This is a genomic window from Corynebacterium sp. HMSC076D02, from assembly GCF_001813815.1.
Classification (GTDB): domain Bacteria; phylum Actinomycetota; class Actinomycetes; order Mycobacteriales; family Mycobacteriaceae; genus Corynebacterium; species Corynebacterium simulans.
Map to the genome: position 1 here is coordinate 166,444 of NZ_KV814082.1, position 14,293 is coordinate 180,736.

Consider the following 14,293-nt stretch of genomic DNA (forward strand, 5'->3'; position numbering starts at 1 on the left):
TCGAGCCGATTTCGCAGGCCAGTGCCAACCAGCGTTCCGGTCGCTGCGGCCGTGTTGCCGACGGCATCGCCATCCGCCTGTACTCCGAGCAGGACTTCCTCTCCCGCCCGGAATTTACCGACCCCGAAATCCTGCGTACCAACTTGGCCAGCGTCATCCTGCAGATGATTTCGCTGCGCCTAGGCGATATCTCGGAGTTCCCCTTCGTGCAGCCGCCGGAGAACAAGGCCATTCGCGATGGCCTGCTGCTCCTCCGCGAGCTCGGCGCCCTGCACTCGCAAGAGGAAAAAGACGGTCTTCCGGTTCTCACCGACATCGGCCGCGACCTTTCCCGCATCCCCGTCGACCCCCGCATGGCGCGCATGCTCGTCGAGGCCCACCGCTCCGGCTGCTTGGAAGACGTCATGGTCATCGTCGCGGCCATGACCATCCAAGATGTTCGCGAGCGCCCCCTCGAATACCAGGCGCAAGCCGACCAAGCCCACGCGCGCTTTAAGGACGCCTCCTCCGACTTCCTCGCCATGCTCAACCTGTGGGATTTCCTCAAGGACGCCCGCACCGAGATGAGCGGCAACGCCTTCCGCAAGCGCATGAAGAAGGAATTCCTGCACTACATGCGCATCCGCGAGTGGTTTGACTTGGTGCGCCAGCTTAGGGACGTCGCCAAGCAGCTCGGATGGAACCAGCAAGAAGCCACCGAACGCCGCCCCGATGACATCCATATGTCGCTTTTAGCGGGCCTTTTGTCCAACATCGGCGCGCGCGATGGCAACTCCAGGGAATTCCACGGTGCCCGCAATACTCGTTTCCTGGTCTTCCCCGGTTCCGCGCTGGCGAAGAAGCCGCCGGAATTTCTAATGGCCGCCGAACTCGTCGAAACCTCGCGCCTGTGGGCACGCGACGTTGCCGCCATCGACCCCGCGTGGGTGGAAAAGCTCGGCGCGGACCTGCTACGTCACAACTATTCCGATCCCGTGTGGTCGCGCAAGCGCGCCGCCGCCGTGGCCACACAGCGCTCGACGCTCTACGGCGTGCCCATCGTGGTAGACCGCACGGTGCCCTATCACCGCGTCGACCCGACGGCCGCACGCGACATGTTCATCCGCTCTGCGCTAATTGAAGGCGAGTGGAATACCCACCACCACTTCTTCCACGACAACGTGCAAAAGCTGGAAGAGGCCGCCGAGTTTGAGGACAAGGCGCGACGCCGGGGTCTGGTGGTTTCGGAGGACACGCTCTTCGATTTCTACGACACACGTATCCCCGCCAAGGTCACCACGGGCCGGCACTTCGACTCGTGGTGGAAGAAGCAGCGTCACAAGACCCCAGACCTGCTGGACTTCGACCCGGAAAAGCTTATCGAGGAAGACCACGACGTCACCGAGGAAGCCTTCCCGGACAGGTGGCTGAAGGGTTCGATTGACTATGACTTGAGCTATAAGTTCGAGCCCAGCGATCCCCTCGATGGCGTCACCTTGATGGTGCCCGTGCCGTTGCTTGCAGGGCTGGATACGGAGGGCTTCGACTGGCTGGTGCCGGGTCTGCGCCTGGAGTTGGTCACGGAGCTAATCCGTTCCCTGCCGAAGGCGTTGCGCCGCACCGTGGTTCCCGCACCGGAGTTCGCAGAGCGTGCCCTGCCGCGTCTGCTTCCTTATGAAGGCCCCCTGACGCAGCAGCTTGCCGACGTCCTCCGCGAGCTCGGCGGCCAAGGGATCAACGCTTCCGACTTCCGGCCTTCCAGCCTGCCGCCACACCTGCAGATGAACTACGCTGCGGTGGATAAGCGCGGGAAGGTTATCGATTCTGACCGGGACCTCGCAGCGCTCGTGCAGCGCCAGGCGGGGCACATCAAGTCCTCAGTCTCGCGGGTCGGACGCAAGTCTGAGTCGAAGGCCGTCAAAGAGTGGACGCCGGAGACGCTCGGCACTATTGACGAGGAAGTCCAAACGGTGGTTGACGGCCATGAGGTCACCGCGTACCCCGCGCTCGTGGCAACCGCGGACGGCGTTTCCCTGAAGGTTCACCCCACCAAGGCCGCTGCCGATGCCGCCATGTTGACCACCACTCTGACGCTGCTCCTGCGGGAGATTAACGTCAATCACCAACAGATGGTCAAGGGGCTGCCCTTGCAGCAGCGAGTGGCTGTCGACGCCTACCCGCACGGCGGCGCCGAAGGCCTCGTCGGCGATGCGCGGGTGGCTGCCATACGCGATCTCATGGTCGAAGCCGGCGGTGCGCCTCGGTCGCCGGAGGGCTTCGCCAAGCTTCGCGACGTCGTCAAGCCCCAGGTGCCTGGCCGCGTCCGACAATCCGTGGTGGCAATCGCACCAGGGCTTGCCGAGTATGCGAACCTGCGCGCCGAGCTCAAACAATGGGAAGGCCCTGCCATTGACGATATGCGCGAGCAGCTGAAGTTCCTGCTTCCCGAAAACGCCATCACCTTGCATGGCATGGCTCACCTGCGCCATCTGCCGCGCTACGTACAGGCTATGCGGATTCGCCTCGACGAGATGGCAATAGACCCGGACAAAGACGCGGACCGGCAGGCCGAAGTCGACGAGGCCAAAGCGTACCTCAACAATCGCCTGCGCAACCTGCCCGCCGGACGCGCCAAAACCCGCGAGGTCAAGGACATCTACTGGATGGTCGAGGAACTACGCGTCTCACTTTTTGCTCAGCGCCTAGGCACCGCGCACCCGGTATCCTTGCGCCGCATCCAAAAGGCGGTGGACAAGCTCCGCTAATCACCACGTCGTCTAGCTCCAGACGTGGCCATACGCTGTTCGCCGCCATCCGCAAACGAGCACCAGCCCTCGGCTGGCACTGCGGCTCTTAAAAGTTATCGCGGTCGCGGCGGCGCATCAGGCGAATTTCGGATTCGAAATCGTCGGCGCTTTCGAAGGACTTGTAAACAGACGCGAAGCGCAGGTAGGCCACCTCATCAAGGTCACGCAGCGGCTCGAGGATTGCAAGGCCAATGTCGTTGGCGTTGACCTGGGAGGAGCCGTGGCTGCGCACGGTCTCCTCTACTTCTTGGGCGAGCTTTTTCAAAGCGTCATCGCTGACGTCGCGTCCCTGGCAAGCGCGACGGACGCCGCGGATTAGCTTGTCGCGGCTGAACGACTCCGCCAGACCGTTGCGCTTAACCACCAAAAGAACCGCCTTTTCCACCGTGGTGAAACGGCCTTTGCAGGAGGCGCACTCGCGCCGACGGCGGATGGCGGTGCCGGCGTCGACTACACGAGAGTCGATGACTCGCGACTGTTCATAATGACAAAACGGGCAGTACACCGCACGGTTCCTTTCACTTTCACGTCATCCACCTCCCACACGTGGAAGGCAGGCGTTAAGACCGCATTTAGTGTACTGCCCAAACAACTGGGGATGCCATTTTCCGGCCGGCATCCAAGCCGAGTGATTACTTTCCCACACCAACAGCGCCGCACGCCCACAGAACCGCACGCCAAGGGCTCCGCCTAGCCAAACGCGCGACGCCAAACGCGCGACGCCAAACGCGCGACGGCAGCTAACGCGCGACGCCAAACGCGCGACGCCAAACGCGCGACGGCAGCTAACGCGCGACGGGCTAGCGTGCAGCGGCGGCTAGTGCGTAACGCCTGCCTGGACCACTTGGGTGTTCTCAGTGTGGACAGCACCAGTGTCAGCAGTCAATCCTCCGAATACAGTTCCGACGAACACGGCTGCACCAAAGACAGCGCCCAACAGATAATTCGCACGATTCGACTGCGCACGCGAATATTCTGGCTCGCCATGACCAGCGGCTTCAGCATTCGCGCAGCGGCGGATAGGGGCACCGTATGTTCGATTATCCACGCTAAGAGTTCGAACATCGTGGGGTGTTGTGGCTACCCCAGCGCGACGGACATCGTAGACATCTGCATCCCAAACAGAGGCCGCCGGCACGACGAGAGCGCGGTACGCGCGGCGAGCGTTAGTGGAAGTAACATGGTTGGAAGCGGTGTTGAGAGCGATAGCCATTGTGAGATCCTCCAGTGTTTGTACGTTGCGATTAACTGATGGTTGCAGAGTACTTTTCTGCTGCGACACGTTCGAAAAGTTCCATCGCTAATCCGTTCGAATTAGTTGCTATGTTCGATTTATAACAACTTTTCGAAAGTTTGTCCACACCTCCGGCAAATTTCTCGAACATTTGTCCCCCACGTGGTAGAAAAGAAGGGAGGTTTTTCGAAAATTCGAGCAACCCAAGTTCAAACAACCCAAGTTCGAACAACCCAAGCCGCGACGGAAGCCGCGCGGCAACTTCCAACCCCGCCGAGGAGAAACCGTGCCACGCAAGCCAGCTAAAAATTCCGCTAAGCCCGACATCAACTCCCTTTCGCCGCGTCAACGCCGCATCCTCGACGTCATTCACGACGCAGTCATGCTCCGCGGTTACCCGCCAAGCATCCGCGAAATCGGCGACGCTGCCGGCCTCCAGTCCACCTCTTCCGTGGCCTATCAGCTCAAGCAACTAGAAGAAAAAGGCTTCCTACGCCGCGACCCAAACAAGCCCCGCGCCGTCGACGTACGCCACCTCAATGAGGAAGAGCCCAAGAAGCCAGGACGCAAGGCCTCACCCAAGGAAGAACCGCAGCAGCCTGTCGACGCCACCCCAGAGGACGCTTCCGCAGTTTCCTATATTCCGGTGGTCGGCCGCATTGCCGCAGGTTCGCCGATTACCGCCGAAGAAAACATCGACACCTACTTCCCCATGCCTGATGACGTAGTTGGCAACGGCGAGCTATACATGCTCCAGGTTGTGGGAGACTCCATGCAGGACGCAGGCATCCTCAACGGTGACTGGGTTATCGTTCGTTCGCAGTCGGTGGCCGAGGAAGGCGAGTTTGTCGCCGCGCTTCTCGACGGCGAGGAAGCCACCGTCAAGGAATTCCACCGGGATTCCTCGGGCGTGTGGCTCCTACCCCACAACGATGCTTACTCCCCAATCAAGGGTGACGATGCAGAAATCATGGGCAAGGTAGTTTCTGTATTCCGCAAGCTCTAATCACCCACTTCTGTTGCTTCAACGCCGGCCAACGGTTGCCCGAAAATACCCCCTTTTATGCGTAATTTTCCGGTTGTCCATTGGCCGGCGTTTAATGTCACATTTTGCAAATCTGCAGCTAAAGAAAATTTCGGCGATCGCATGCAAGATTGGCGATATGTGAAACTCTTTGTTTCGTTCCGATTCGTAGGGATTTCTGGAAAACTAGAGGCAAGCCAGTATCATTCCGGCAACAGCTTCCGCTTTACCCCCAAGAATCGGAGGTTGTCTAGCCCCAACCCCGTTCCTGGGCAGACCTTTGGAGGACCCTATGTACGCAGAGGAGCGTCGCCGTCAGATCGCCTCCCTCACCGCAGTTGAGGGACGCGTCAACGTCACCGAGCTTTCCGAGCGCTTCGACGTCACCGCTGAAACCATTCGTCGCGATCTCGCGGTTCTAGACCGCGAAGGCGTTGTACACCGCGTGCATGGCGGCGCTGTGGCCTCTCAGTCCTTCCAAACCGCAGAGCTGACCCTCGACACCCGGCAGCGTTCCGCTACCGGCGCCAAGATTGCCATCGCACGCGCCGCAATGCAGTTCCTCCCAGACGCCGGTGGCAGCGTCTTCCTCGACGCGGGTACCACCACCAATGCCCTAGCAGACCTCATCGGCCAACAATTCGCCGCAGGGCAATTTTCGATTGTTTCCAATAGCTTGCCCATCTCGCTTTCCTTGGCAAGCAACGGCGTTCCCGACGTTCAGCTGCTCGGCGGCACCGTCCGCGCCATCACCCAGGCAGTCGTGGGCGATACTGCACTGCGCACCATGGCGCTCATGCGTGCCGACGTTGCCTTCATCGGCACCAATGCGCTCACCCTCGACCACGGCCTGTCTACCGCAGATTCCCAAGAGGCAGCCATCAAGTCCGCCTTTGTCACCAACGCCCACAAGGTCGTGGTCCTCTGCGATTCCTCAAAACTCGGTAACGATTATTTGGTCAGCTTCGCCTCCATCGCGGATATCGACGTCGTCATCACCGATTCCGCCGCACCAGAAAGCTTCATCGAGGCGCTTCGCGAGCGCGAAATCGAAGTAGTCATCGCCGCCGATAAGTAGCATCGGCACATACAAAAATAGCCCCGCAAAAAGCGGGGCTATCGTTATGTTTTAGAACTCGTCCAACAAAGCGAGCGCTGCCGCTCGAGCTTCGGATGGACCCTCGGCGTTGATGGCGGCGTCGGCAAGCTTTTGGCACTGCTCGAACGTCAGCTCCGCAAGCTGTGCGCCCACGCCGGCGACGGCCGTGGAAGCCGCCGACAGGGAGTTCACGCCCAAGCCAGTCAGCACGCAGGCAAGCAGCGGATCCGCTGCCGCCTCGCCGCATACGCCAACCGGAACATCGTTATCCTGGCCCACCACGCAGGTGTGCTGGATAAGGCGCAGCACTGCCGGCTGCCATGGGTCAGTAAGATATGCCAGCTGCGGGGAAAGACGATCCGCCGCCATGGTGTACTGCGTCAAGTCATTGGTACCAATGGAGACGAAGTCTAGATGCGGCATGATGGTATCGGCCATCAAAGCCGCCGCGGGAACCTCAATCATGGCGCCCGCAGTAAGGCCACGCTCGCGACAAAGACCCGCGAACCACTTCGCCTCAACGGCGGTAGCGACCATCGGCGCCATAACCCACGTCGGGGCATCGTCGCCACGGTCTGCGGAAGCCTTCGCAATGGCATCCAGCTGGCGAGTCAACAGCGCCTCGTTATCGCGCGCGATACGCAGACCACGCACGCCAAGCGCAGGGTTTTCCTCGGAAGACAGGGTGGCATAAGAAATCGGCTTATCTGAACCCGCATCCAAGGTACGAACAACCACCTTGGAAGACGGGAAGGCGTTAAAGACCTTCCCATAGATGCGCGCCTGCTCATCCACGGTCGGCTCCTCGCTCGTCGAGAGAAAGGAAAGCTCAGTGCGGTAGAGACCAATGCCCTCCGCCTGGGAATCCGACGCGATACGCGCCGCGTTTCCGTCCGCGACGTTGGCCAAAAGCTGCACGCGATGGCCATCTTTAGTTTGCGCCGGGCCACGCCACTGCGCCACTCGCGCAGCCTTCTCGCGGTATTCCTCTACCGCCCGCAAAGACTCCTCGCGGTCTGCGCCCAAGTTCACTGTGCCAATAGAGCCGTCCACGAACATGAGCGTGCCGGCCTCAATGTCACGCAGCTCCGCGCCCGCGGCCACGATACATGGAATATCCAGCTGGCGGGCAATAATCGCCGTATGGCTCGTCGGGCCACCGAGCTCGGTGACCAAAGCCTTGATGTGTGCGGTGTCGAGGGTTGCGGTATCTGCGGGCGCGAGGTCATCAGCAAGCAGCACTGCTTCCCCGTTGACCATCGGCAGACCTGGCTCCTGCTCGCCACGCAGCTGCGCAATAACGCGGTCGCGCACGTCCTTTAGGTCCGTCGTGCGCTCGGCCATCACGCCGCCTGCTGCTTCAAACATGGTGACAAACTTCTCAGTCGCGCTCGCGGTTGCGTACTCCGCCGGCCGGCCTGCACGGATGGACTTGCGCACCGCTTTGTGCCAGCCGCGGTCCTTGACCATGCCGGCGGTAGCGCCCAGCACCTCAGCCGCCTGGCCTTCTGCGCCGGCCGCACGCTGCTCGAGGCGGCTTGCCACGATATCGACGGCCTCTAGGAAGCGGTCATACTCGCCGTCGCGCTTTTCTTCGTCGATTAGCTCCCCAGCAGTGGGCAGTTCTGGACGAGGACGCACCCACACGGCCTCGGCGTATGCGACACCGGCAACGACGCCAGTGCCCTTGATGGTTGATTGAGATTCGTTTTCCATCACACATTCCTTCGGGAGGGGATTTGCTCTCCCCCTAGATCATCACAGATCGGGTGAAAAAGCAACGAATACCACACTCTTTTGATTGACTTTCGGACATAACCAGACAAGAATCAACAGGGAGCAGAAATCTGCGCTCGACCACCGTCCAGCTAGCTTTCTCCCAATATACGCAAACTGCGAAAGGGACGAGTCTCCACAATGATTCTCACACTGACCCCCAACCCCAGTATTGACGCCACCCTAAACCTCCAAGAAGCCATCAATCCTGGCGCAGTTCACCGCGCCAGCCTGGTTTCGCAGGTCGCAGGCGGCAAAGGCGTCAACGTCACGCACGCGGTGCACCTTGCCGGCGAGAAATCCGTCGCTCTTCTGCCCGCACGCAAGGGTGATCACTTCCTTACCTTGATGGAAGACGGCAACATTCCCTTCGATGCCGTATCTATGCCCGGTTCTGTCCGAACCAACACCACCATCACCGAGCCAGGTGGCCGCACCACCAAGGTCAACGGCCCGGGCCCTGAGCTCGACGAGACAGTCCAGTCTGCCATTGCCTCCTCGCTGGCCGCGCTTTCCATCGGCGCGGAATGGGTGGTGCTTGCGGGTTCCCTGCCCAAGGGCGTTCCCACGCATTGGTACGCCACGCTTGTCGACGCCATCCGCTCCGCCGCGCCCCAAGCACGCATCGCCGTCGACACTTCCGACGCCCCGATGGTCGCCCTTGCAGAGCGCCTCAACGAGTCCGCGCCGAATCTAATCAAGCCCAATGGGCTTGAGCTCGGCCAACTCACCGATACTGACGGAACTGCACTCGAGGCGGCCGCGGAACAGGGCGACTACTCAGGCGTCGTCGAAGCCGCGCGCGTAGTGGTTGGCCGCGGCGTCGATGAGGTTCTCGTCACTTTGGGCGGTGCTGGCGCAGTTCTCGTTACTGCAGATGGCGCTTGGGCTGCTACCCCACCTCCCACGGCTGTCGCATCCACCGTCGGCGCGGGTGATTCCGCACTTGCGGGCTATATTTTGGCCCGCCGCGCAGGGAAGGACTTTGCGGAAGCTTTGCGCCAATCCGTGGCCTACGGTTCTGCCGCTGCGGCTCTGCCCGGCACCCAGCTACCAAAGCCTGCACAAGTCAATATCGCAGAAACCAAAGTTTTAACCCTATAACCGCGTTTAACTACAACTCTGATCATTAAAGGAGTGCCCTCATGGCATCCAATCTCATCACGACAGACTTGGTCGCGTTGGACGCCGATTTCGGCGACAGTGTCGAATCTGTCATCACAAACCTTGCCACCCTGGTGCACGAGACGGGGCGCGCGACCTCCGTCGAGGGTCTCGCCCAACCGGCCATCGACCGCGAGGCCAAGGCTGGCACCGGCGTGCCCGGAGGCGTTGCTATTCCACACTGCCGCTCTGAGGTCGTCACCGAGCCAACGCTGGCCTTCGCGCGACTTTCCCGCGGCGTCGATTTCTCCGGTCCTGACGGTGACGCCCACTTGGTCTTCCTCATCGCTGCCCCCGCCGGTGGCGGTAAGGCACACCTAAAGATCCTTTCCAAGTTGGCCCGCGCGCTGGTAAAGAAGGACTTCCTCGAGGCGCTGCGTACTGCGGCGACCAAGGAGGAAATCGTCAAGCTGGTGCTGGATGTGGTCAACGCGGAAAAGCCCAAGAAACCTGCGAATTCTGCTTCCGCGGCGTCATCTGCTTCCGCGGCATCAACTTCCGCCGCTACGGCGGCGTCCGCTACCGCAACACCAACTACCGAGAACGCAGCCACCAACATCGTGGCGGTCACCGCCTGCCCCACCGGCATCGCGCATACCTACATGGCTGCCGACGCCCTGACCCAAACCGCGGCAGAGCGCACCGACATAAACCTCACCGTCGAGACCCAAGGCTCCTCGAATAACACCTCCGTCTCGCAATCGGTGATCGACGCCGCTGACGCCGTCATTTTCGCCACCGACGTCGGAGTGCGCGAACGCGAACGCTTCGCCGGCAAGCCCGTCATCGAATCCGGCGTCAAGCGCGCCATCAACGAGCCCGGCGTCATGCTCGATGAGGCCGTCGCCGCCGCCAAGAACCCGAATGCGCGGCGCGTGGCGGGAACGGCGGCATCGGAAAGCGCGTCCGGAAGCGCATCAGGCAGCGGAGAAGAAGGCGAAGCACTCGGCTGGGGCAAGCGCATTCAACAGGCGATCATGACCGGCGTGTCCTACATGGTGCCTTTCGTCGCCGCAGGCGGCCTTTTGCTCGCCCTCGGCTTTCTCTTCGGCGGATACGACATGGCCAACGGTTGGCAGGCGATTTCCACCAACTACTCGTTGACTAACCTGCCCGGCCACCAAGTTGAGATCGACGGCGAGATGATGAGCTTCGACCGCTCCGGCTTGCTGCTCTATATCGGTGCGGTGCTCTTTGCCATCGGCCAAGCAGCCATGGGCTTTATCGTTGCGGCACTGTCGGGCTATATCGCCTTCGCATTTGCCGGCCGCCCGGGAATCGCTCCTGGTTTCGCCGGCGGCGCCATCGCCGTCGCCCTCGGCGCGGGCTTCATCGGTGGCCTGGTCACTGGTCTTATCGCGGGACTCATCGCCATGTGGATCGGCAACTGGAAGGTCCCGCGCTGGATCGGTTCCCTGATGCCGGTTGTCATCATTCCGCTGCTGACCAGCCTTATCACAGGTCTGTTGATGTACCTGCTGCTCGGCGCTCCGCTGGCCGCAATTATGGAAGGCCTGCAGAACTGGCTTTCTTCCATGTCCGGCTCGTCCGCCGTGCTGCTGGGCATCATCCTCGGGCTGATGATGTGCTTCGACCTGGGCGGCCCCGTCAACAAGGCGGCCTACCTGTTTGCCACCGCCGGCCTTTCCACCGGCGACCAGGCCTCCATGGAGATCATGGCCGCCGTCATGGCCTCCGGCATGGTTCCGCCGATTGCGCTATCGATTGCGACCTTCCTGCGCAAGAACCTGTTTACCCCGGCGGAGCAGGAAAACGGCAAGTCCGCGTGGCTACTCGGCCTCTCCTTCGTCTCGGAGGGCGCCATCCCATTCGCTGCCGCTGACCCGCTGCGCGTCATCCCGGCGATGATGCTCGGTGGCGCCACCACCGGTGCACTGTCGATGGCCCTGAGCGTCGGTTCGCGTGCCCCACACGGCGGCATCTTTGTCTTCTTCGCCATCGACCCGGCCTGGGCTTATGTCCTGGCTATCGCGGCGGGCGTCGTGGTTTCCGCGCTGGCGGTCATCGCGCTGAAGCAGTTCTGGCCGAACAAGACCGTCGAGGAAGCAGCTGCCAAGGCGGAGGCTGCCAAGGCCGCGGCATAACGCGTACACTTGTAGACACGAAATCTCACATAGTCGAAAGGACTTATCATCATGGCATCTAAGACCGTAAAGGTTGGCTCTTCCGTCGGACTGCACGCACGTCCTGCGTCCATCATCGCAGACGCTGCAGAGGCTTATGACGAAGACATTCTGCTGACCCTCGTCGGTAGCGATGACGACGAAGAGACCGACGCAGCTTCCTCCCTGATGATCATGGCCCTGGGCGCTGAGCAGGGTGACGAAGTTACCGTTACCTCCGAGAACGCAGAAGCAGTCGAGAAGATCGCCGCTCTCATCGAGCAGGACCTCGACGCTTCCTAGCGTTAGCGTTAAAAGACTTCCGAGCTTTAAAGCTTGGGAGTCTTTTTTAAGTTTTGAGCATGCCAAAGCGCCCGCGCGTGGCGGGGGCTCTAGCTCACCGGCGAAGCCCACGGCGGCAACCAGGTGATTTTTCCGCGAATGCGAGCTAGCTTTCCACGGGAAGTTTTCGGCGAACTTCCTGGCGGAGAGTCGTCATTTATTCCGTTGTGATACGCACAGCAGGTAACGAGGTTTCCGATGTTCGTATCGCCTCCCCTAGCCCAAGAGGTGAGGTGATGGACCTGCGCACTATCCGCCGGGTGATTACAGCCCGGCCACGCGCACGTGGGATTTTCGGCCGCGGCCAGCAGGCGCTGCTTTTCATTAGCAAACCGCCGCGTGCGATAAAGATTGACCGGCCCTTCATAAGGATGCACGAGGCTGACCAATCCATGCGCGGAAAGCACGCGGGAGACGAAATCCGCGCCAGAAATGCTCGCGCCGTTGGTCATGCGCAGCTGGATTTCCTCCCCGCCGCCTTGCGCGATTTCCACGAACTCGTCCAAAGTGATGACGACGTGGGAGCCCGCCACCGGCTTGTGCGCACCGGAAAAGAATCCCTCGTAAAAGGATTGGACGGGCGCTTCGGGTTTTAAGGCAGAGAAGATATCGGCAATCATGTCCTGCTTGCCGGTAACGGTCAGGGACCACAGCGCTTGGCGACGCCGCGTAATCCGCACCCCTTCCTGTGGTTGCTTGGCGTATTCTTTCGCCATCGCGCGGGCTTTTGCCTTCAGCTTGTCCGCGGGAAGGGTGCTGGTGCAGAGTGTTTCCCGTACTTTCCACTTATCGCGTTGGCGTGGAATACGGGAAATGTAGCCTTCGATCATCGTCAGCGTGGACAGGCTATGCGCTGAGCCCTGCGCGTTGCGCTGGCGGCGCGAAGAGGAGGTGGGGCCAAAATAGATGCCCGCCAGATAGATAAGCTCGCGGGCCTGTAAGTTCGACGCGCCGAGCTGCACGAGCTGTGCTTCGCTGCGCCCGTGGGCGCCGGCAAGAATGGCCATGCCTGGCGCCTGGGCTGCGAGGAAGTCTGCTAGTGCGTTCATGGTTTTTAAGCCTAAAAAGCCCTCACCAAGCCCCACAAGAGACAATTTTTGGCCTGTGGATAACTTCGCCAAATTCACCCCGAAAAGGGGCGAGATTGGTGACGTATCCCGTTTTAGTACTTGGCGCCCTTGCCCTCACCAAGGGTTTCGTAGAGCCACTTCGCCGCAGGGTAGACCACAATGACGCCGATGGAGCCCCAAGCGATGCCCTCGAGGGAAACGGAACCCACGTTCAGCGTCAGGTTGCCGATGCCCGCAATCAACGCCACCGCAGCACAGGTCAGGTTCACCGGATTGTTGAAGTTGACCTTGTTATCCATCCAGATGCGGATGCCCAGCATGCCGATGAGGCCGTAAAGCACGAGAGTCGCTCCGCCCAGCACACCGGTGGGGATGGTGAAAATCAGGGCGCCGAACTTCGGGATGAAGGCCAAGCAGATGGCGAAGACCGCAGCCACCCAGTAGGCCGCCGTGGAGTACACGCGGGTCGCGGCCATAACGCCGATGTTCTCGGCATAAGTTGTGGTGCCGGAGCCGCCGAAGCCACCGGCGATGGCGGTGCCGAGACCGTCGGCGATAAGCGCGTCGCCAGCTAGGTCATCGAGGTCGCGCTTCGTCATCTCAGACACGGCCTTAACGTGGCCGATGTTTTCTGCGATCAGCACCACCAGCACTGGCAGCGCCACGGCGATGGCGGAGAACTTAAACTCCGGCGAGTGGAACTGCGGGACGCCAATCCAGGCAGCATCGCGGATGGTCTGCGCGGTTCCTTCCGCTAGGTTTCCGGTAAGCGCCGCAAAGACCCAGCCCACGACAACGCCGATGAGGATGCCCAAGCGGGAGACCATGCCGCGCCCGCCCACGGTTGCAAGGACGATAGCAGCCAGGGTAATCGCCGCAACGAGCGGCTGGGTCTGGAAGTTTGTCGTGGCCGCCGGCGCCAAGTTCAGGCCGATGAGCGCCACGATGGAACCAGTCACGGCCGGCGGCATCACGGCATCCAAGACACGGCGCCCCGCGGCTTTCACCACGAAACCGACGGCCATCAACACTGCACCGGTCACCAAAATGGAACCGGCCTGCGCGCTGATGCCATACTGCTGCGACGCCGTCAGCGGTGCGATGAAGGCAAAAGAAGAGCCCAGGTAGGAAGGCAGGCGATTGCGGGTAATCAACAGGAACAAAATAGTGCTGATGCCCGAGAACAGCAGCGTCGTATTAACCGGGAAACCGGTCAAGGTGGGAACCAACAACGTGGCGCCAAACATAGCCACCACGTGCTGCATGCCGATGCCGATAGTGCGGCCCCAGCTCAAGCGTTCTTCCGGCGCTACTACCGCGCCAGGTGCAATATTCTTACCATCGCCGTGCAGGCGCCAACCAAAAGTACTCACGAGCCTTCATTATGGCCCACCAGCGGCGTTTTAGGAAACTTCTTCCGCAACGTACTCCGCCAATTCGTGGGCAACGGATGCAGGCAGGCGGACGTCGACAAGCGTGCCCTCCCCTGTGTACTCCTCACCCAAAACGGTGCCTTCGGCATGCACACGGGAGACAACATCGCCGCGGGTAAAAGGAACCAACAAACGCACGTGCGCATCACGAGAGTTGAGAAAGAGCTCAACGCGCGAAGTCAGCTCGTCGATGCCCTCGCCGGTGTGCGCGGATACGTAAACCACGTTCTCGCGGTCGAGCA

The 14,293-nt window shown here is 61.0% G+C and carries 11 protein-coding genes and 1 pseudogene; 6 read left to right on the top strand and 6 right to left on the bottom strand.

Going from position 1 to position 14,293, the window contains the following annotated elements; translation table 11 throughout:
- On the top strand, window positions 1–2,744 hold a 2,744-nt coding region (gene hrpA, locus HMPREF2935_RS11390; protein WP_070733269.1), incomplete at its 5' end, for an ATP-dependent RNA helicase HrpA.
- A gap of 88 nt (window positions 2,745–2,832) precedes the next feature.
- Here hrpA and nrdR read toward each other — a convergent pair.
- Together nrdR and HMPREF2935_RS11400 are read right to left on the bottom strand one after the other, a co-directional pair.
- Window positions 2,833–3,291 carry a transcriptional regulator NrdR gene (gene nrdR / locus HMPREF2935_RS11395; protein WP_070733271.1) on the bottom strand — a complete coding sequence of 153 codons (459 nt, stop codon included), beginning with the start codon at window positions 3,289–3,291 and terminating at the stop codon, window positions 2,833–2,835.
- 312 nt (window positions 3,292–3,603) lie between these two features.
- Window positions 3,604–3,999: a hypothetical protein gene (locus HMPREF2935_RS11400; protein ID WP_070733273.1), complete on the bottom strand. Its 396-nt coding sequence runs from the start codon at window positions 3,997–3,999 to the stop codon at window positions 3,604–3,606.
- 307 nt (window positions 4,000–4,306) lie between these two features.
- Here HMPREF2935_RS11400 and lexA point away from each other — a divergent pair, with 307 nt between their 5' ends.
- Window positions 4,307–5,026, top strand: a complete 720-nt coding sequence (gene lexA / locus HMPREF2935_RS11405; protein WP_061923001.1) for a transcriptional repressor LexA — start codon at window positions 4,307–4,309, stop codon at window positions 5,024–5,026.
- Window positions 5,027–5,336: 310 nt separating this feature from the next.
- Window positions 5,337–6,122, top strand: a complete 786-nt coding sequence (locus HMPREF2935_RS11410) for a DeoR/GlpR family DNA-binding transcription regulator (RefSeq protein ID WP_061923004.1) — start codon at window positions 5,337–5,339, stop codon at window positions 6,120–6,122.
- Window positions 6,123–6,173: 51 nt separating this feature from the next.
- Here HMPREF2935_RS11410 and ptsP read toward each other — a convergent pair whose 3' ends face one another.
- Window positions 6,174–7,859: a phosphoenolpyruvate--protein phosphotransferase gene (ptsP, locus tag HMPREF2935_RS11415; protein WP_070733275.1), complete on the bottom strand. Its 1,686-nt coding sequence runs from the start codon at window positions 7,857–7,859 to the stop codon at window positions 6,174–6,176.
- Between the two features lie 201 nt (window positions 7,860–8,060).
- Between ptsP and HMPREF2935_RS11420 the strand changes: the two genes are divergently transcribed.
- The 3 genes from HMPREF2935_RS11420 to HMPREF2935_RS11430 are packed head-to-tail and all read left to right on the top strand — an operon-like array spanning window position 8,061 to window position 11,509.
- Entirely contained in the window at window positions 8,061–9,023 is a 963-nt protein-coding gene (locus HMPREF2935_RS11420; RefSeq protein ID WP_070733276.1) for a 1-phosphofructokinase family hexose kinase, read from the top strand.
- 41 nt (window positions 9,024–9,064) lie between these two features.
- A complete protein-coding gene (locus tag HMPREF2935_RS11425) occupies window positions 9,065–11,188 on the top strand; it encodes a PTS fructose transporter subunit IIABC (RefSeq protein WP_070733278.1) in 2,124 nt (707 codons plus the stop codon).
- A 51-nt stretch (window positions 11,189–11,239) separates the two neighbouring features.
- Window positions 11,240–11,509 (top strand): HPr family phosphocarrier protein, encoded by a 270-nt coding sequence (locus tag HMPREF2935_RS11430; RefSeq protein ID WP_061923017.1) that lies wholly within the window; start codon window positions 11,240–11,242, stop codon window positions 11,507–11,509.
- Window positions 11,510–11,598: 89 nt separating this feature from the next.
- Here HMPREF2935_RS11430 and HMPREF2935_RS11435 read toward each other — a convergent pair whose 3' ends face one another.
- The 3 genes and pseudogenes from HMPREF2935_RS11435 to HMPREF2935_RS12880 form a co-directional block, all read right to left on the bottom strand.
- On the bottom strand, window positions 11,599–12,597 hold the full coding sequence (locus HMPREF2935_RS11435) for an HNH endonuclease signature motif containing protein (protein WP_070733280.1): 999 nt from the start codon (window positions 12,595–12,597) through the stop codon (window positions 11,599–11,601).
- Window positions 12,598–12,710: 113 nt separating this feature from the next.
- Window positions 12,711–13,991, bottom strand: a complete 1,281-nt coding sequence (locus HMPREF2935_RS11440) for a uracil-xanthine permease family protein (RefSeq protein ID WP_061923022.1) — start codon at window positions 13,989–13,991, stop codon at window positions 12,711–12,713.
- Between the two features lie 30 nt (window positions 13,992–14,021).
- Window positions 14,022–14,293: pseudogene (locus HMPREF2935_RS12880) on the bottom strand (GTPase HflX); the annotation flags it as partial.